This is a genomic window from Labrenzia sp. CP4 (assembly GCF_001579905.1).
GTDB lineage: Bacteria > Pseudomonadota > Alphaproteobacteria > Rhizobiales > Stappiaceae > Roseibium > Roseibium algicola.
The window spans coordinates 3,739,329-3,758,668 of record NZ_CP011927.1; the positions used below are offsets into that span (position 1 = coordinate 3,739,329).

The window sequence follows — 19,340 nt, forward strand, 5'->3', positions numbered from 1 at the left end:
TTCACCACATTCCGTGTTATTCGGTCTCAGGCCGATTATCGTCATTTTTGCAGGGACATGTACCGGCACCGTTATGAAAACGCTTGAACGTTACATCATCCGCCGGACTGTTTACGCTTTCACCCTCACGATTGCAGCGATGACGGGTGTGGTTTGGGCAACCCAGGCCTTGCGCCAACTGGACCTGGTGACCTCAAAGGGTCAGACCATCGTCCAGTTCATTGGCATAACCATGCTTGCCCTGCCCTTCCTGATCGTCATCGTGGCTCCGTTTGCCCTGATGATCGCGCTGATACTGGTTCTAAACTCCTTGTCCGGCGACAGTGAGCTGATCGTGATCGATGCCAGTGGCGGCTCCAGGTTCCTTGTCTTGAAACCGGTCATGCTCTTTGCCTTCGTGGTCATGTTGCTGACCGCGAGCATGTCACTTTATGTGGCTCCGACAGGACTGGCTCAGCTACGCACCGAGATTACCCGCGTGCGCGCAGACCTTGTTGCCAACATCGTCAAGCCGGGCCGCTTCATCACCGTCGAGGACGGATTGACGTTCCATATCCGCAACCGTTCAGGCAAGGGCACTCTTGACGGTCTTTTGATGCACGACACCCGTGACCCGGAGACGGCCTTTACCTATCAGGCAGACACCGGGCTGATCGTCGAAGCTGCCGATCGCACGCTTCTTGTCATGCAGAACGGAACAATTCAGAGACGTCCAAAGCAGCAGGGCGATATTTCGATCGTTCGCTTCCAGTCCTATGCATTCGATTTGTCGAACCTTATTCCTGAAGCTGGCGAGCCAGTGTTCAAAGCCAGTGAGCGGACCACCCTTAACCTGATGTCACCAGGCAGGAACGACGAATATGCGCTGAAGAATCCGGACAAGTTGGCGCAGGAACTCCACGAACGCTTCAGCCAGCCGCTTTACTGCCTTTCCTTCGGCCTGATCGTGTTCGCGTTTCTTGGCAAGGCCAGAACGACACGCCAGGGGCGCGGGTTCGCCGTGCTCGGGGCAATCTGTTCCTGTGTCCTGTTGCGGACCACGGGCTTCGGCGTAACCGCCATTTCCGGTGGTTCCACCGCGCTTCTCAGCCTGCTTTACATTGTTCCCGTTGCGGGCGCGGTGTTCGCCCTCGTCTCCATCTTCCGCGAACAAGGCGGGTCGCAGCCACGCTGGCTGGTCGATCTGCAACATTCTGTTCAGGACAGGATTGATGCACTGAGTGATCGCTTGAACGGTCGCAAGCCGGGAGGCGTCGCATGATCCTTGGACGGACCCTGTCGCTGTATTTTTCAGGGCGTTTCCTGAAGGCTATCCTCGGTCTCTTCCTGTTTGCCGCCGTCCTGATCTATCTGTTCGACGTCCTGGAACTGGTTAGACGTGGTGGTGACCGCGAAGGATTTTCCGTCCTGCGCGTTGCCATGATCTCGGCCTTGCGGGTGCCTCTGCTGCTGGAACAGGTTATTCCCTTCACCGTCCTGTTCGGTGCAATTGCTGCCTTCGTGACGCTGAGCCGAGGCCTGGAACTGGTCGTGGCACGGGCTTCCGGCATCTCGGTCTGGCAGTTTTCTCTTCCCGCCATCCTTGTCGGGATCGTTCTCGGTATCCTGTCCATTACTGTCTACAATCCTGCGGCTGTCTGGTTTCAGCAGAAATCGGACGAGGCAGCTGCCGGTTTGTTCGGCTCGGAACAAAGTTTCCTTCTGCAGTCCTCGAACGACGTCTGGGTTCGGCAGGACGGCCTGGACGGAGAATCGGTGTTGCTTGCCAAGCAATTGCTGGAAGGCGGCACGCTGCTGCAGGGCGTCACCATTTTCACGTTCGACAAGGACGGTACCTTCCGCGAGCGGATCGAAGCTGACGAAGCGCGGCTCGGAGACCAGATCTGGTACCTGGACAATGCCATCGTCTACACGACCGAACAGGATCCACAGCCTTACGGGCAATATCAGATCAGCACATTCCTGACTGCAACTGAAGTTCGTGAAAGCATCGGATCCCCCGAATCGATTTCGTTCTGGAATTTGCCTCGTTTCATCGAACTGGCCAGAAACGCTGGGTTACCTGCCTATCGCTACAATTTGCAGTATCAGACTCTCCTCGCCCGCCCGCTTCTTTTGGTCGCTATGATTTTGATCGCAGCGGCGGTTTCCCTTAAAGTTTCGAGGTTTGGCGGTTTGGGAAGTATGATTCTGGGTGGAATCCTTTCCGGGTTCGTGCTTTACGTTCTAACCGAACTTGCCAAGGACTTCGGGGGTGCGGGTATTGTCCCTCCCTTGGTGGCGGCCTGGGCGCCGGGAATATTTGGAGTACTCATGGGTTTGACAATTCTCTTGAATCAGGAAGACGGGTAAAGCGATGACTTTTCCGGTTTTTCTGACAACAGAGACTTGGGCCAAAAAAGGCAGACTGTTGGCTGCGGCGAGCTTGTGCGCCATTGCAGCAACCCTTTGCCATGGGTACGGATCACCAGCCGCGGCACAGGACCTGACAGCAGGTCTGGCCGGTCAAGTCGATCCCGATGCCGAACTCCTGCTTGAATCAAGTGAGATCACCTACGATTTCGACCGCGATCTCATCGTCGCGACCGGAGATGTGCAGGTCTATTACGACGGCAGCACCGTGCAGGCGCATCAGGTTGTCTTCGACCGCAAGAGCCAGCAGCTCAAGGCTTCGGGCAATGTGATCTTCATCGAATCCAACGGCAATGTCGTGCGCACGGAAGAAATGGTCCTGTCCGAGGACTTTTCAGAAGGCTTCGCACGTGCCCTTCAGATCGACACGACGCGGCGCACACGCTTCCTGGCCGAGCAAGCCCGGCGCGAAGGCAACAACATCACGACCATCGATAACGGCGTCTATACGGTCTACACCAAACCGACCAACCCGCCGGACAAGCCGCCGCTCTGGCGCGTGCGGGCCGAGAAGATCATCCACAATCAGCAGGAAAAGATCATCCGGTTCGAGAACGCAGCCTTCGAGGTCTACGGTCAGCCGATTGCCTACCTGCCCTATCTGTCGATGCCGGATCCGTCCGTCACCCGAAAGTCCGGTTTCCTGATGCCAAGCGGCATTGTTTCCGACAAACTCGGGTATGGCGTAAGCGTTCCCTATTACTGGGCGCTCAGCCCCTATTACGATGTGACGACCATTCTGACGCCGCTCACCAAGCAGGGTGTGTTTGGCGATGTCGAATATCGTCATCGGTTTGCCGCTGGCGAAGTGAGTGTTTCTGCGGCTGGCCTGTTTCAGGCGCAGCCGAGCAACTTCACGACGGATCGTGCTGACGATCGTTGGCGTGGTGCGGTCAATTCGACCGCCTCCTTCAGCATTGCGCGCGACTGGACCCTCGGCTGGAACCTGACCTACAAGAGTGACCGTCAGTTCTTCAAGGACTACTCGTTCACCAGTTTTGGCGACAACGGCGAGACCTCCACGATCTATCTGGAAGGCAAGACCGACCGTAACGCGCTGTCTGTCAAAGCCTATGCGTATCAGATCTCCCAGGAGGACTATACGGACAGCCAGTTCAACGCCAATGGCTTCTCTCCGGTCGGCAGTTCCCTGCAGGACAAGCAGCCGCTCGTTCTGCCCGTGATCGACTATGACTATGTGTTCGCGGATCCGATCCTCGCCGGTGAGTTGGCACTGACTGCCAACTTCACCTCGCTGACACGCGATGAAACGGATGCTTTCTCCATTGATGGCGGCACAACCGCGAAATTCCGTGGTATCGACGGCACCTTCTCGCGCGTGTCCGTGAAGGGGAACTGGCGCCGCACATTCATCGATCCGCTTGGACAGTCATTCACGCCGTTTGCCTACATGCGCGGTGACCTGTTCTTTCTGGCCTCACCCGATTCTGACGTGACCGCTCTCACAGGCGAAAGTTTCGTCGGCCGTGCAATGCCCGCAATCGGCCTGGAATACCGCTATCCGTTCATTGCAACCTTCAACGGCGGCAACCAGATCCTGGAGCCCGTCGCCCAGGTTGTGGCCCGTCCGAACGAGCAGCGGATCGGCGAACTGCCGAACGACGACGCGCAAAGCATCGTCTTTGATACGACGACCCTGTTCGACTACGACAAGTTCTCGGGCTTTGACCGCGCCGAAGGCGGCACACGTCTTAACGTCGGCCTGAACTACAAACTGCAACTGGATAGCGGCTACTATGTCAGCGGCCTGTTCGGCAGGTCCTATCAGCTTGCCGGCGACAACTCCTATGCCATTCCGGACATACTCGGTGCGACGCAGGATTCCGGTCTGGAAACTTCCTTGTCCGATTACGTCGGCAGCCTCTATCTGGACACGCAATACGGTGTGAAGGTCGGCGCCCAGGCCCGGCTCGACAAGGAAGATTTCACCGTGAACCGGATACAGGCACAGGCCAGCGGTATCTACGGCCCGGTCGTGTCCTCCCTAGCCTATGCGTTCCTGAACGCGCAGCCGGATGTCGGGATCGATGATCCGCGAGAGGAACTGCTAGGCTCCGCAAGCCTTCGCCTTGAGGAAAACTGGCGCATTTTCGGCTCCATGCGATACGATCTGCAAAACAGCAACATCGTGCAGGACGGTCTCGGGATCGGTTATGACGACGAAGGTTTTTCGCTGTCCGTCACCTATGCTGAAGACCGCAGCCGCAACGATGGCGATGACGTCAACCGGACGCTTTATTTCCGCATCGGGTTGAGGACCATCGGCACGACACAGGTTTCAAGCGGCGCTCTCAACTAGGCCATCTGACTGACCGTAGGTCATCATGCCGCCATGAAAAAAGGCATGATGCGTGGAACCTTTGAAATTTCGGGCATGATATGCGAAACATCATGTCATAAAACAACGAACTTCGGTTTGGCCTCAAGCCAGCACGGATGGTTATTCAATGCGACTTCGTATCGTTCCGGTATTCTTTGGACTAGCTTTGATCCTGGCAGCGCCGCTGGCAACGCCTTCCCATGCAGCGATCAAGATCATCGTCAACGATGTGCCGATTACCGACTACGACATCAGCCAACGCGCCCGGCTGATTACAATGACCCAGCGCAAGTCCGCATCCATCGCCAAAAAACAGGCGGAAGAGGAACTGGTCGACGACCAGGTCAAACTTGCCGAAGCCGAGCGTGTCGGCGTTGACGTCAGCCAGACGGAAGTCGACAACGCTTTCAACAACATTGCCCGCAATGTGAAGATGTCTCCGGCCCAGCTTTCCAAGGCGCTTCGCAGTGGCGGTGTTCAGCCCGATACCTTGAAGGAGCGCCTCAAGGCGCAGCTTGCCTGGAACCAGGTGTTGCGGTCCCGTTTCAGTGGCCGGATCGAAGTGGATGAGTCCGACGTGATCGCGGCCTTGAAGAAGACCGACGAGGAAGACCGTCAGAAGTCCGTGGAATATGACCTCAAAAGGGTCATTGTCGTGGTACCGAAGAACTCCTCCGGTGGTTTCAAGTCCAAGCGCAAGAACGAGAGCAACCAGATCCGGGCTGCTTTCAACGGCTGCGATGAATCCGGCGCCATTCTCGGCAAATACAGCGAAGTGGTTGTGCAGCCTATCGGACGCCGGCTCGAAACCGAGCTTCCGGAAAACATGCGCGCCGAAATCGAAAAAATGACGCCGGGCAAGTTGACGAAACCGTCCACCACGCCCGTCGGTTACGAAATGATCGCGGTTTGCGGAAAACGCGAAATCGCTTCGGACATAGCCGTTCGCACGGAACTTGAAAACGAGCTGCGACAGAAGGAAGGCGAAAGCCAGTCCCGTCGGTATCTCCTGGAAATCCGCCGTCGTTCCACCATCATTTATCGCTGATCCTACATGCGCTCCAACCAGAAGCCGATCGCCGTCAGCATGGGAGAACCTGCCGGGATCGGCCCGGACCTGGCTCTGATTGCATGGGCTAATCGCAAAGCTCTCGGATTGCCGCCATTCTACATTCGCGGTGACGAATCCCTGCTGCACGAACGTGCACAGAAAATGGGCCTGAACGCCCGGCTCAGGCTGGTAGCGCAGGACGAAGCCGTTGCGACTTTCACCAAAGCTTTGCCCGTTGTACAGACCGGGCCGGCCCTACCCGACCAGCCGGGTGTGGAAGCACCTGAAACGGCAGCTTCCGTTGTTGCTGCTATTGAAGGGTGTGTCGACGATATAAAGTCCGGCCATGCCTGCGCCCTCGTGACCAGTCCGATCAACAAGGCTGCGCTTTACCGAACCGGCTTCGCCTTCCCCGGCCATACGGAATATCTGGGCTCCCTTGCAGAGATGCACTGGCCAGGAGAACCGGCAAAACCCGTGATGATGATTGCCGGACCGGAGTTGATGGTGGTTCCGGTCACCATTCACATTCCAATTCGCGATGTTCCGGCATCTCTCACGACTGAACTTATCGTTGAGACTGCGGAAATTACCGCACGCGACCTCAAGACCAGGTTTGGCTACACGTCGCCACGATTGGCGATTTGCGGGCTGAACCCTCATGCGGGTGAAAACGGCTCGATGGGAACAGAAGACCGCGACATTATCGAGCCAGCCATTTCTCGCCTGCGAGCGATGGGTATCGAGGCTACAGGTCCGCATCCAGCCGACACTCTGTTCCACCCGCCCGCACGGCAGCATTATGACTGCGTGCTTGGTATGTACCACGACCAGGTGTTGATACCGGCGAAGACCATCGGTTTCGACGAGAGCGTCAATGTTACGCTGGGTCTGCCTTTCGTGCGCACCTCTCCCGACCATGGCACGGCATACAACCTGGCTGGAACCGGCACCGCCCGGGTCGACAGTTTCGCTGCGTCCTTGCGCATGGCGGATGTGCTTGCCAACCCCGAGCGGTTCTAGGGCGACAGCGATCAATGGCTCAGATAGACGACCTGCCCCCGTTGCGCGACGTCATCGCCGCTCATGGTCTCAATGCGAAAAAGTCGCTGGGACAGAACTTCCTTCTCGATCTCAATCTCACCTCTCGCATCGCCCGATCTGCGGGCAGTCTAGAAGATTGCACCGTTCTGGAAGTCGGCCCTGGTCCCGGTGGGCTGACCCGTGCCCTGCTGGCCGCAGGAGCGAAGCGGGTGATCGCGATTGAAAAGGACAGCCGTTGCCTGCCGGCTCTTGCCGAAATCTCGGCACACTATCCGGGGCGCCTGGAAGTCATCGAAGGCGATGCCCTTGAAATCGATCCGGTGGCCCTGACTGGAGGAGACAAGGTCCGCATTGCCGCGAACCTGCCTTACAACGTTGGCACCCAGCTGCTTATCAATTGGATCACGACACCGCAGTGGCCGCCATTCTGGTCGTCACTGACGCTGATGTTCCAGAAGGAAGTCGGTGAGCGGATCAGCGCGTCCCCTGCGTCCAAGGCCTATGGCAGGCTTGCAGTTCTGGCAGGCTGGCGCTGCAAGGGCGGGATCCTGTTTGACATCAGCCCAAAGGCGTTCACACCGCCCCCGAAAGTGACGTCGGCTGTGGTTCATCTGACGCCAAATCCTTCGCCCCTGCCCTGCGACCTGAAAGCCCTTGAAAAGATTACCGCTGCGGCCTTTGGCCAGAGACGCAAGATGCTGCGTGCCAGCCTCAAGTCACTGACACCGGACGCAGAAAACCTCGTCACGAAGGCCGGGTTGAAACCGACGGCTCGTGCCGAAGAAATCGACATCGCCGGGTTCGTTGAACTTGCCAACACGTTCAGGGCCGCTCAGGCAGTTTGACGACTGGCGGGATGCTGGAAAGTTCCGATCTACGGCACTTGCCCGCCTGAACGGCTTTCAGGTTATCCGGGTTATCCAACCCGAGATCGCGCATCATCCAATCCGGCATTTGGTTTCTTCGGTCAGCCTTGTCCGGACCGGTGTACCAAACGTTTCGTTTTCTTGAAAACAGGACCCTTAAAAAGCTGACCATTGTCTCATCTCCCGCTGATGACGGGCAGAAGATGTCAAAACCTTTTTAGAATGTAATTGAATGATGCTGCATGGTATCATTCAAAAATGAATGAAACCGATTTTGACTGGGATGCCGTACGCGTCTTTCTTGCTGTTGCCGAGAATCAGAGCCTCAGCAAGGCCGCCCAGGTTCTTTGCCTGTCCCAACCAACCGTCGGCCGCCATATTGCGCGGTTAGAAGAACAGTTGGACGTACAATTGTTCGATCGACGCCAGACCGGCTACGAACTGACGGGTGGTGGCCGACGTTTGATCAAGATTGCCAGATCCATGGCACGCGGAGCCGCGGACTTCAGGCGCGCGGTTGATCTGGAAAAAGTCGGTTCAAAAGAGCAGGTCTGCAGGATCACGCTCGGTGAATGGGGGCAGCATTATCTGACACGGCACGTCGACCAGATAACCGATGGTCTTGACGGAGTCCGGATAGAATTTTTCGCGGACGATGCCTTCTGGGATCTCAGCCGGAACTCCGCCGACATCGCCATCGGTAACAGACAGCCTAAACATCCGCACCTGATTGTCCAGAAACTGGGTGAGATCCAGTTTCACGTCTACGCCTCAAAGGACTACTGCCGAAAGCGACCGGACGCAGTTGACCCTTCGACCTGGCAGGAACAGATCTGGGCGGGATATTGCGGCAGCCGGGCGCGGCTCAAGTCCTCGCAGTTGCTCAACGCCATTCTGCTGGGCAAGACATGCCGCTACTCCGTCAACAATTCCGTATCGCTCTGCAATATTCTGAACGCCGGGCACGCCATGGGCGTTCTACCAGACTGGATCGCGGAAACGGAGGGTCTGACACGCCTGACCGCTTCCCCACTCGATCAGGGAGAGTCATGGATGAGCTTTCACGAAAGACTGCGTTTCCACCCGGTGCTGTCGGAGGTCAAGGATCGCGTCGCCAAGCTCTTTCGGCAGAAGTTTTCAGAAACAGCATCTCGAGCAGAGCAAAGGGATAAAGCTCATGTCGCAGGTGCAGGCTCTTCGTCTTCCTAGCTTCTATTGACGCTGAATGGCCAGTCCAAACAGCGCTTGAGACGTCAGGATTTTTCGGCCAGCTCGTTTTCCAGATCATCGACCATGCCCTGAATGAGCGGACCGATTTTCGGCGAACGGAACTGCTTCAGTCTTTCTGCTTTCAGGATTGCGCGAACGTTTTCGTAAGCGCGTTCCAGATCGTCATTCACCACAACATAATCGTATTTCGACCAGTGGCGCATTTCACCAACCGCAGTCTTCATCCGCTTGAGGATAACAGTGTCCTCATCTTCAGCACGCCGCTTCAGACGTGATTTCATTTCCGCGATGGACGGCGGCAGAATGAAAATGGAAACGACATCGTCACGCATCTTTTCATAGAGCTGGAAGGTACCCTGAATATCGATGTCGAACAGGATGTCCTTGCCATTTTCAATAGCATTTTCGACCGGTCCACGCGGTGTGGCGTAGTAGTTGCCATGCACCTCGGCCCACTCCAGCAGCTCATCATGCTCGCGCATCTGCTCGAACCTGCCGGCATCAATGAAGTGGTAGTGCACGCCGTCAACTTCGCTGGACCTGCGTGGCCGCGTGGTCACGGAGATCGACAGGGCAAGATTGTCTTCGTTCTGCAGCAGGAGGCGAGCGATCGTCGACTTTCCGGCTCCGGACGGTGACGACAGCACCAGCATCAGGCCACGGCGCTGCTGCTCGGCCTGTTCCGCACTGACAGTGGTTCCCGTTGAGGTACCGGCAGGTGCGTCGGTCATGTGGCTCACTCCAGATTCTGTATCTGCTCACGCATTTGATCGATAACGGACTTCAGGTCCAGCCCAATGGCTGTCAGGTCCACGTCGTTGGACTTTGAACACAAAGTGTTGGCTTCCCGGTTAAATTCCTGAGCCAGGAAATCCAGGCGCCTTCCGATTGCTCCACCGGTGTCCATCAATTCACGCACGGCTGCCACATGGGCATGCAGGCGATCCAGCTCTTCACGGATGTCAGCCTTGGTTGCCAGGAAGACAGCTTCCTGATGCACGCGCTGTGGATCCAGTTGACCGTCCGAGGCATCCATCAGCTCTGCGAGCTGTCGCTTCAGCCGTGCCTTTATGGCGTCCGGTTTGCGCGCAGGCAGATCCTCGGCGGCCTGGGTCAGTTCGGCGATCCTGTCGATCTGATCTCGTACCACCCTGCCAATTGCCTGCCCCTCGCTGTGGCGCATGTCGACAAGGTCAATCAGCGCAGCATCCAGGGTCGTCAGAAGAGTGTTGTGAAGCGCTGCCTGAACCGCTTCGTCTTCTTCGGGCTCCTTGAGCTCAAAGACGCCTTTTTGCGCCAGAATGGCGTCAAGCGACGGCGGAGCAAGATCAGGTACCCGGTTCTTGAGGAGATCGATTGTCGCAAAGACAGCTTCAAGAGCCGATTCATTGACCTGGAGCTGCTGTTCGGACTGGTCTCTCTGCATGGAGAGCCCAACGGAAACATTTCCGCGCCGAAGAAGCTTGCCGCAACGCTCGCGGATCTTCGGTTCGAGCGTCTCCAAACCCGTCGGGATGCGGATACGAAGGTCAAGGGACTTGCCGTTGACAGATCTCAGTTCCCAGGTCCAGCGAACCGATCCGGATTCTCCAAGGGCCCGTGCAAAGCCCGTCATGCTGGCAAGTGCCATGTGCCCCCCTTTGCGAATGTGCCGCCACCGGCCCGCCGCAAAGGCGGGCTCCTGTCAATTGGATGTGGCTGGCTGCGTTTCCTGGTTCTGCTCCGCCTGACGACGGTCTCTTTCCACCTGACGCCACTTGCGGACGTTTGCCTGGTGCTGCTCGTAGGTCTCGGCAAAGATGTGGCCACCGGTTCCGTCGGCCACGAAATAGAGATCCTGCGTGCGGGAAGGATTGGCGACCGCTTCCATGGCCGCGCGGCCCGGATTACCGATCGGTCCTGGCGGCAAGCCGTCGATCTGGTAGGTGTTGTACTTGTTGTCCGCCTTCAGCTCGGATTGCTTGATTGCCGAGCGGTCCTTGAGCCACGCTTCACCGCCATAAAGACCGTAAAGGATCGTAGGGTCGGACTGCAGGCGCATGTTCTTGTTGAGACGGTTCACGAAAACACCGGCGACGCGCGGTCGCTCGTCTGCCAGGGCTGTTTCCTTTTCCACGATCGACGCGAGAATAACCAGGTCTTCCGGCGTTTCGACCGGCAGGCCTTCCGTCCGGCGCCCCCAGATTTCGCTCAGCAGCTTGGACTGCGCCGCTTTCATCTGGTTGAGAACTTCCTGGCGCGAGGCGCCGCGTGCAAAGGTATAGGTTTCAGGAAGCAGTGCACCTTCTTCCGGAACTTCGGTTATCTCGCCAACAAGCACTGGGTGCTCGCGCACGCGCTCGATGATCTGGGCGGTGGTCCAGCCTTCCGGGATCGTTACCGAATGGGTGACGGCATTGCCTTCCACCAGATCGGTCATGATCTCCTGCATCGAGACGCCGGGCGCAAAAGCGTATTCACCGGCTTTCAGTTTGGTGGCGTTCTTGTAGAAGCGGATGCCCAGGTTGAAGATCCACTCGTCGAGCAGATTGTCGCTGATGACGCCCTGCCCTGAAAGCCTGTCGGTAATACCCGAAAGCCCGGCACCTGAAGAAATCACCACGGTGGCGTCTTTCTGCAGCGGGCCCTTTTCCTCGAATTTCTGTTTGCCGAAATAAAGCGCGCCCCCGAACGCGGCAAGTCCGAACACGGTCAATGTGATGACCATGTTGATCAGAATGACGAAGGGGTTGCGTACGTGCCTGGAGCGTTGCGGAGGCGCAGGCGCCGGTTCCGGCTGCAAGGCTTCACGCGGGCTTTTGGGCTTAATGCGCATATTGGGTCGCACCTCCAAGATTGAGCCCCCAAATCCCTGACTTAGGCTCAAACGGACCAGTTGTCACAATCAAAGTTTCAGGCCGGCCCGAGAGAATCGGACCGGCCTGAAGAACTTGAATGGGTTATGCGGCAACTTTGCGGAAGACAAGCGAGGCATTTGTGCCGCCGAAGCCGAACGAGTTCGAAAGGGCGACATTGATATCCAGCTTCTTCGGCTTGTGCGGCACCAAGTCGATAACCGTCTCGACAGACGGGTTATCGAGGTTGATCGTCGGCGGAGCCATACCGTCACGCATGGCCAGAACCGAGAAAATGGCCTCGACCGCACCAGCAGCACCGAGAAGGTGACCGATGGAAGACTTGGTCGACGACATTGTCAGATCGGCGGCATGTTCTCCCGCAAGCCGGGTGACAGCGCCAAGTTCGATCTCGTCGCCAAGCGGCGTCGAGGTTCCATGAGCATTCACATAGTCGATGTCGGCCGGCGTGACCTGGGCGCGCTTCAGCGCAGCTTCCATGCAACGGTAGGCACCATCCCCATCGGAGGACGGAGCGGTGATGTGATAAGCATCGCCGGACAAGCCGTAACCGATGATCTCACCGTAGATCTTTGCGCCGCGGCGAACTGCATGCTCGTATTCTTCGAGCACGACGACACCGGCACCTTCGCCCATCACAAAGCCGTCGCGGGCGACGTCGTAAGGGCGGGAACCTTTTTCGGGAGTGTCGTTGAAAGCCGTGGAAAGCGCACGGCAGGCAGCAAAGCCCGCGAGTGCAAGACGGCAGACCGGAGATTCCGTACCGCCGGCAACCATGACATCCGCATCACCGAAGGCAATCAGCCGCGATGCATCGCCAATGGCGTGCGCGCCGGTCGAACACGCGGTCACGACAGCGTGGTTCGGGCCCTTCAGGCTGTGACGGATCGAGACATACCCGCCGGCAAGGTTGATCAGACGGCCGGGAATGAAAAACGGAGAAATGCGGCGCGGGCCTTTTTCGGCCAGCAGATTGGCGCCCTGCTCGATGCCTTGAAGACCACCTATGCCGGAGCCGATCAAAACGCCAGAGCGCACCTGTTGTTCGTAAGTCTCGGCCTTGTAGCCGGAATCTGCCATCGCCTGATCGGCGGCTGCCATCGCGTAGACGATGAAATCATCGACCTTGCGCTGTTCCTTGACGTCCATCCAGTCATCCGGATTGAACGCGCCTTCAACGGACGAGTCACGCGGGATCTGACATGCGATCTGGCAGGCCAGATCGTCAACTTTGAAATTCGTGACCTTGTTGGCCCCGCTCTGTCCTTCAAGGATCTTTTTCCAAGTGACATCGACACCACAGCCAAGCGGCGTCACCATGCCCAACCCAGTTACGACAACTCGCCTCATACACCCGCACTTACGTTGGAAGGGCCAGGCGGGGTTTCGCCCCGCCGGCCCGATCTTCAAACATTCACAAGAAGGGGGTAACCCTTACTTGTTGGCTTCCAGGAATTTGACAGCATCGCCAACGGTCAGGATGGTTTCTGCTGCGGTGTCCGGGATTTCTACGCCGAATTCTTCTTCGAACGCCATGACCAGCTCGACCGTGTCAAGGCTGTCTGCGCCCAGGTCGTCGATGAAGCTTGCACCTTCAACAACTTTGTCAGCATCTACGCCGAGGTGCTCAACGACGATTTTCTTTACCCGATCCGCGATATCGCTCATCTTTCACTTCCTTAGTTTTCATCTATTCGTCACTCGCGAAACTGCCCCCATCCGGTTTACAAACAAGCGGTGGCGCGAACTCGCGGTCTTTAAGATGTCGCCGCACACCAGGCCAGTTTATTTGGCCAACTGTGCAATTCGAAACAATCGGCGGGTTGGTAACACACTTTGTTGACCTTTACCAGCCGATCCAGACCGCTTGTGAGCGGCCCGGATTCTTTTTGCCTGCTCGGCAAAAATTCCTTTTAAATCATAGCCATGCCGCCATTAACGTGCAGGGTCTGCCCGGTCACGTAAGCGGCTTCGTCGCTGGCCAGGTAGACGGCGGCTGCGGCAATCTCTGCGGAAGTGCCCAAACGCCCTGCAGGCACGCTCGTCAAAATCGATTCTTTTTGCTTGTCGTTCAGCGCATCGGTCATTGCCGTTTCGATGAAACCGGGCGCAATCGTATTGACCGTGATGTTGCGGCTGGCGACTTCCCGGGCAAGCGACTTGTACATGCCGATCATGCCAGCCTTGGCTGCCGCATAGTTGACCTGACCGGGGTTACCGGTGACACCAACGACGGACGTAATGCCGACGATGCGGCCGGACCGACGCTTCATCATGCCCTTGATTGCGGCGCGGCACAGACGGAAACCGGACGACAGGTTCACTTCCAGAACCTGATCCCACTCTTCGTCCTTCATGCGCATGAAGATGTTGTCGCGCGTGATCCCGGCATTGTTCACCAGAATGTCGACGGAGCCCATTTTCTCTTCAGCCGCCGGTAACAAGGCATCAACAGCCGCGCGGTCGGACAGATTGGCCGGCGTCACATAGGCGCGTTCGCCGAGATCAGCAGCAAGCGCTTCCAGCTTTTCAGCCCGCGTGCCGGACAAGGAGACGGTTGCGCCCTGTGCATGGAGCGACCGGGCGATTGCTTCGCCGATCCCACCGGTGGCACCGGTGACAAGCGCGTTTTTCCCTTCCAAGCTGAACATTCGGGATCCTTCCATTGTTCCTGTTTGGGTCCGCGGCGGACCAAATCGTCGCCTCGGCCGATATAAGCCTTATCCGGAGATCTTTTCCATAAGGGCGTCGATGTCTTCCGGAGAATTGACCGCCATGCCGGTGGCTTCCTTGGCGATCCGCTTGACCATGCCGGTCAGCACCTTGCCTGTCCCAACCTCGACAAAGGTGTCGACACCGTTGTCGGCAAGCCAGGTGATGCTTTCGCGCCAACGCACGGTACCGGTCACCTGCTGAACAAGACGATCGCGAATTTCATTTGCGTCAGTGATCGGGCGCGCCAGCACGTTTGCGACCAGCGGCACGGCAGGAGAGCGGATTTCGGCATTCGCCAGAGCTTCGGCCATCTTGTCGGCAGCCGGGCCCATCAGGGAACAATGGAACGGTGCGCTGACCGGCAGCATCACCGCACGGCGCGCGCCCCTGGCCTTGGCAATCTCGACGGCGCGCTCGACGGCGGCCAGATGACCGGAAACAACCACCTGCCCCGGCGCGTTGTCGTTCGCGGCCTGGCAGACTTCGCCCTGTGCGGCAGCCTCGGCCACTTCTGCGGCAACATCAAACTCCAGCCCGAGCAACGCAGCCATTGCGCCCTGACCGGCCGGAACCGCATCCTGCATGGCATCTCCGCGCACGCGCAGGAGCTTTGCAGCGGTCGCAATATCCAGGCTGCCGGCAGCAGCCAGCGCGGAATATTCACCAAGCGAATGTCCTGCGACAAAGGAAACACTGCCGGCAAGATCGAGGCCGCGGGCTTCCAGAACGCGCATGGTCGCAAGGCTGACCGCCATAAGTGCAGGCTGAGCATTTGCTGTCAGTGTCAGCGTTTCTTCCGGACCAGTCCACATGACATCGGACAGCTTCTGGCCAAGCGCCTCGTCGACTTCGTCGAAAACGGCTTTTGCTTCCGGGAACGCATCGGCAAGGGCTTTACCCATTCCAACGCCTTGACTGCCCTGGCCGGGAAATGTGAATGCAATGGTCATCTGGAAACGCCTCCGTGACTCGTGAGCGGACCTTAGTTGTTCTTATAGCGAAAGGTCGACGGCTTATTAGAAAGCGGAGAAGACAGCCCGTGCAGGCTGAAATCGAACTTGGCGCGAGGCTATGATACGGTCTTGACCAAACTGTCAAGGCCCACAGGGCAATCATTTCCGCTTTTCGGGCGGTTTTGCCGGTTTTCCTTTGTCCTGATTATCCCTGAAATGCCCGGCAACCCGATGGGCATTGTCTTGCGCGCGAAACCGGTCCTCCCCTTACCTGCTTCGGGAACTCGATTTATATAGACAGTCAGGCAATCTTCCAAATCGGCAGCGTTCGTATCTTCTCCAGATTTTCGATCCTTTCGGGCGTATGCTGCTTGCAATTTCCGCAAAACAGAGTATAGAGCGCGCTTCATCCGGGGTTTGGCCGGGGGCTGAACGGAAGGGCATGACGCCAGGATCCTTGATCGGATCCGACTTCCCGTGTTCCCGCTCTCGTTAGAATTCTCGTGCCTTTCCGGGGCTACGAGGAGGCTCTGCGCCGATCCCGCGTTGTCAACACGAAGAAAGGCTATTTCCATGCCTCTTTACGAGCACGTATTCCTGGCTCGCCAGGACGTTTCGGCCCAGCAGGTCGAACAACTCGTCGAACAGTACAAGGGCCTCATCGAAGGCGCTGGCGGTACTATCGGCAAGGTGGAAAACTGGGGTCTGCGTTCCCTCGCATACCGCATCAAGAAGAACCGCAAGGCTCACTACACCCTCATGAACATCAACGCTCCGCACGCCGCGGTTGCCGAGATGGAACGTCAGATGGGTCTGAGCGAAGACGTTCTGCGTTTCATGACCTTCAAGGTCGATGAACTCGACGAAGAGCCGTCTGCAATGATGCAGAAGCGCGACCGTGACGACCGCCGTGGTGGCGATCGTGGTGGCCGCTTTGGTGGTGGCGATCGCGGCGGCGACCGCGGTGGACGCGGTGGCGACCGCGGTGAGCGCGCTCCGCGCCGCGCAGAAGGGGAGTAAGATTGATGGTTGATATTGCACAGCTCCCGAGCCGCCGTCCGTTCTTCCGTCGCCGGAAGACCTGCCCGTTCTCCGGCACCAACGCGCCGAAGATCGATTACAAGGACATCCGTCTGCTGCAGCGCTACATTTCCGAGCGCGGCAAGATTGTTCCGAGCCGCATCACCGCGGTTTCCGCGAAGAAGCAGCGTGAACTGGCCCGTGCGATCAAGCGCGCCCGCCTGCTCGGCCTGCTGCCGTTCGTGATCAGCTAAGCGTTTCTCGAAAATCTTGAGACGTTTCTTTCGGGGCTTCCCGAAAGACCCGAATTGGGGCCGCGGGCAAACGGCCTCTAACCATCCTCAACGGGTGGGACAGTAGGAGAAATGACATGCAAGTTATCCTTCTTGAGCGTATCGCCAAGCTCGGCCAGATGGGCGACACCGTTCGCGTACGCGACGGCTATGCCCGTAACTTCCTGCTGCCGCAGGGCAAGGCACTGCGCGCCAACAAGTCGAACCTCGAGCGTTTTGAGCGTGAGCGCGTTCAGCTCGAAGCTCGTAACCTTGAGCGCAAAAACGAAGCTGAAGGCGTTGCCTCCAAGCTCGACGGCGAATCCCTGGTGATGATCCGTTCCGCTGGTGAAACCGGCCAGCTCTACGGTTCCGTTTCCACGCGCGATATTGCTGACGGCCTGACCAATGCCGGCTTCTCCGTTTCCCGCAGCCAGGTTGAACTGCGCAACCCGATCAAGACGATCGGTCTGCACAGCGTTCTGATCCAGCTGCACCCGGAAGTCGAAGTCGCCATCAGCGTCAACGTTGCCCGTTCTGAAGACGAAGCTGTCCGTCAGGCTGCCGGCGAAGATCTCTCCACGCCGGAAATGGACGTCTTCGAATTCGAAGAAGACGAAGAAGCAGAAGACACCGAAGAAGGTGCAGAAGCTTCCGAAGAAGCAGCGGAAGAAGAAGCCTAAGCACTTCGCTTCCCTTGTGGACTTTAGAAAACGGCGCTGGCTTCAGCGCCGTTTTTTTGTTTGCCGGCAACTTTTTGAAATGATGGCAAGCCACGCCTAATCCTGGCTTTTCAGTTTCCGGTTTAAGGCCTTGAAACTGCTTGAAAATTCATTAACCAGCTATTAATCTTCTCGAAAATATCATAAATTTCAATAACTAAGAGGTAGGCCCTTGAGTCTTCAATCGAGTTCAGAGTCAAGCTGGATTCGATTCTTTCCCCGCTGATTTGTCCAAGCCGGTGGGAATCGAAATCAGCCATTTTTGAACCTTGAGCCCTCCCCCGTCACAGAGTATTCCCAATGAACTTGGGTCAACGGGGGTCGTTATGAAGGGCACGCTACAGAAGGTCGAAACGGAAGAAGACATCCAGCGCTTGGCACCACACAATGCCGAGGCTGAACGTCAGCTTCTGGGGGCGATTCTCGTTAACAACGAGACGTTCTACCGGGTCTCAGACTTTCTGGAACCACATCATTTTTTCGTGCCTGCTCACCAGGATATCTACGAGAAGATCAGCCATCTGATCCGCGCCGGCAAAACCGCGTCGCCGATCACGCTGAAGACCTTCTATCCCGCCAACGCGAAGATTGCGGATCTGTCCGCGACCCAGTTTCTTCTGCGCCTGGCTGGTGATGCCGCCTCGATCATCAACGCCGAAGATTATGGCCGGACCATCTACGACCTGGCGATCCGTCGCAATCTGATCCGCATCGGCGAGGACATGGTCAATATCGCCTTCGACGCCCCGATCGATGTGCCCCCCTCCCAGCAGATCGATGATGCCGAGCGCCGCCTGTTCGAACTTGCAGAAACCGGCCGCAGCGAAGGCGGGTTCGTCGCGTTTGGCGACGCCCTGACCGAAACCATCGAGATGGCGCACGCCGCCTATAACCGTGAAGGTGCCCTTTCCGGTATTTCCACAGGCCTGCGCGAACTGGACCGTTTGATGGGGGGTCTGCAGCATTCGGACTTGATCGTGCTTGCCGGTCGTCCCGCGATGGGCAAGACCTCCCTGGCAACCAACATCGCCTACAACATCGCCCAGTCCTACAAGTCCGAAGAACAGCCCGACGGCTCGATCAAGACCGTCAACGGCGGCGTTGTCGGCTTCTTCTCTCTGGAAATGTCGGCCGAACAGCTGGCCACCCGTATCATTTCCGAACAGGCGGAAATCTCGTCCTCGAAAATCCGCCGTGGCGATATCACCGAAGCGGAATTCGAGAAGCTGGCCGCCTGTGCGCAGACCATGCAGGCCGTCCCGCTTCATGTGGACCAGACCGGTGGTATTTCCATCGCCTCGCTGGTTGCCAAGGCACGGCGTCTGAAGCGTCAGCGCGGTCTCGACCTGCTCGTGGTCGACTATATCCAGCTCTTGTCAGGCTCGAACAAGAACTCCGGCAACCGCGTCCAGGAAATCACCGAAATCACCACGGGCCTGAAGGCGCTTGCGAAGGAACTTCACGTCCCGATCATCGCGCTGTCACAGCTCTCCCGTCAGGTGGAATCGCGTGACGACAAACGACCGATGATGTCGGATCTGCGTGAATCAGGCTCCATCGAGCAGGACGCCGACGTGATCCTGTTCGTGTTCCGCGAAGAATATTACCTGTCCAAGACCGAGCCGGAATTCGGAACTGTCGAACACGAGAACTGGCAACGGGACATGGAGCGGCTCAAAGGCAAGGCAGAAGTCATCATCGCCAAGCAGCGTCACGGCCCGACCGGTACGGCGAACCTGCACTTTGAAGGCCAGTACACCCGCTTCTCCGATCTTGCCGAAGAAGATCACCTGCCTGAACGCTACGAATAACAGGCGTCTTCGCGATTTTGGATGGTCCTTGAGACAAGGTGCCCCGAT

18 protein-coding genes are annotated in these 19,340 nt (G+C 57.6%); 11 read left to right on the plus strand and 7 right to left on the minus strand.

Annotated elements, in window-relative coordinates; translation table 11 throughout:
- The first annotated feature begins 73 nt into the window (after window positions 1–73).
- The 7 genes from lptF to ACP90_RS17205 all read left to right on the plus strand — a co-directional run bounded on the left by lptF (window position 74) and on the right by ACP90_RS17205 (window position 8,923).
- Complete coding sequence (gene lptF, locus ACP90_RS17175; RefSeq protein WP_023003978.1) at window positions 74–1,261, plus strand: LPS export ABC transporter permease LptF; 1,188 nt, start codon at window positions 74–76, stop codon at window positions 1,259–1,261.
- Window positions 1,258–2,352 (plus strand): LPS export ABC transporter permease LptG, encoded by a 1,095-nt coding sequence (gene lptG / locus ACP90_RS17180; protein ID WP_023003977.1) that lies wholly within the window; start codon window positions 1,258–1,260, stop codon window positions 2,350–2,352. Before lptF ends, lptG begins: the two co-directional genes overlap by 4 nt.
- A 58-nt stretch (window positions 2,353–2,410) precedes the next feature.
- The gene (locus tag ACP90_RS17185; protein ID WP_035907990.1) at window positions 2,411–4,732 is read left to right on the plus strand and encodes an LPS-assembly protein LptD; all 2,322 of its coding nucleotides are present in this window, start codon (window positions 2,411–2,413) and stop codon (window positions 4,730–4,732) included.
- 148 nt (window positions 4,733–4,880) lie between these two features.
- Window positions 4,881–5,801, plus strand: a complete 921-nt coding sequence (locus ACP90_RS17190; RefSeq protein ID WP_082809770.1) for a SurA N-terminal domain-containing protein — start codon at window positions 4,881–4,883, stop codon at window positions 5,799–5,801.
- Window positions 5,802–5,807: 6 nt separating this feature from the next.
- Complete coding sequence (gene pdxA, locus ACP90_RS17195; RefSeq protein ID WP_062489049.1) at window positions 5,808–6,827, plus strand: 4-hydroxythreonine-4-phosphate dehydrogenase PdxA; 1,020 nt, start codon at window positions 5,808–5,810, stop codon at window positions 6,825–6,827.
- Window positions 6,828–6,841: 14 nt separating this feature from the next.
- Window positions 6,842–7,693 (plus strand): 16S rRNA (adenine(1518)-N(6)/adenine(1519)-N(6))-dimethyltransferase RsmA, encoded by an 852-nt coding sequence (gene rsmA / locus ACP90_RS17200; protein WP_062489050.1) that lies wholly within the window; start codon window positions 6,842–6,844, stop codon window positions 7,691–7,693.
- 279 nt (window positions 7,694–7,972) lie between these two features.
- Entirely contained in the window at window positions 7,973–8,923 is a 951-nt protein-coding gene (locus ACP90_RS17205) for a LysR family transcriptional regulator (protein WP_062489051.1), read from the plus strand.
- Between the two features lie 44 nt (window positions 8,924–8,967).
- Here ACP90_RS17205 and gmk read toward each other — a convergent pair whose 3' ends face one another.
- The 7 genes from gmk to fabD form a co-directional block, all read right to left on the minus strand.
- Complete coding sequence (gene gmk / locus ACP90_RS17210) at window positions 8,968–9,675, minus strand: guanylate kinase (protein ID WP_023003971.1); 708 nt, start codon at window positions 9,673–9,675, stop codon at window positions 8,968–8,970.
- Between the two features lie 5 nt (window positions 9,676–9,680).
- Window positions 9,681–10,574: a YicC/YloC family endoribonuclease gene (locus ACP90_RS17215; protein WP_062489052.1), complete on the minus strand. Its 894-nt coding sequence runs from the start codon at window positions 10,572–10,574 to the stop codon at window positions 9,681–9,683.
- A gap of 54 nt (window positions 10,575–10,628) precedes the next feature.
- Window positions 10,629–11,759: an endolytic transglycosylase MltG gene (gene mltG, locus ACP90_RS17220; RefSeq protein WP_023003969.1), complete on the minus strand. Its 1,131-nt coding sequence runs from the start codon at window positions 11,757–11,759 to the stop codon at window positions 10,629–10,631.
- Between the two features lie 124 nt (window positions 11,760–11,883).
- Window positions 11,884–13,149, minus strand: a complete 1,266-nt coding sequence (gene fabF, locus ACP90_RS17225; RefSeq protein ID WP_031270725.1) for a beta-ketoacyl-ACP synthase II — start codon at window positions 13,147–13,149, stop codon at window positions 11,884–11,886.
- 84 nt (window positions 13,150–13,233) lie between these two features.
- The gene (locus ACP90_RS17230) at window positions 13,234–13,467 is read right to left on the minus strand and encodes an acyl carrier protein (protein ID WP_006931822.1); all 234 of its coding nucleotides are present in this window, start codon (window positions 13,465–13,467) and stop codon (window positions 13,234–13,236) included.
- Window positions 13,468–13,712: 245 nt separating this feature from the next.
- Window positions 13,713–14,450, minus strand: a complete 738-nt coding sequence (gene fabG / locus ACP90_RS17235; protein ID WP_031270724.1) for a 3-oxoacyl-[acyl-carrier-protein] reductase — start codon at window positions 14,448–14,450, stop codon at window positions 13,713–13,715.
- A 69-nt stretch (window positions 14,451–14,519) separates the two neighbouring features.
- Entirely contained in the window at window positions 14,520–15,464 is a 945-nt protein-coding gene (gene fabD / locus ACP90_RS17240; protein ID WP_062489053.1) for an ACP S-malonyltransferase, read from the minus strand.
- A gap of 576 nt (window positions 15,465–16,040) precedes the next feature.
- On the opposite strand from fabD, the gene rpsF reads away from it, so the two are divergent.
- The 4 genes from rpsF to ACP90_RS17260 all read left to right on the plus strand — a co-directional run bounded on the left by rpsF (window position 16,041) and on the right by ACP90_RS17260 (window position 19,292).
- Window positions 16,041–16,487: a 30S ribosomal protein S6 gene (gene rpsF, locus ACP90_RS17245; protein WP_023003965.1), complete on the plus strand. Its 447-nt coding sequence runs from the start codon at window positions 16,041–16,043 to the stop codon at window positions 16,485–16,487.
- 5 nt (window positions 16,488–16,492) lie between these two features.
- Window positions 16,493–16,741 carry a 30S ribosomal protein S18 gene (rpsR, locus tag ACP90_RS17250; RefSeq protein WP_023003964.1) on the plus strand — a complete coding sequence of 83 codons (249 nt, stop codon included), beginning with the start codon at window positions 16,493–16,495 and terminating at the stop codon, window positions 16,739–16,741.
- Window positions 16,742–16,857: 116 nt separating this feature from the next.
- Complete coding sequence (gene rplI / locus ACP90_RS17255) at window positions 16,858–17,442, plus strand: 50S ribosomal protein L9 (protein WP_023003963.1); 585 nt, start codon at window positions 16,858–16,860, stop codon at window positions 17,440–17,442.
- A gap of 365 nt (window positions 17,443–17,807) precedes the next feature.
- Window positions 17,808–19,292, plus strand: coding sequence for a replicative DNA helicase (locus ACP90_RS17260; RefSeq protein ID WP_023003962.1), 1,485 nt, complete (start codon window positions 17,808–17,810; stop codon window positions 19,290–19,292).
- The last annotated feature ends 48 nt before the right edge of the window (window positions 19,293–19,340 follow it).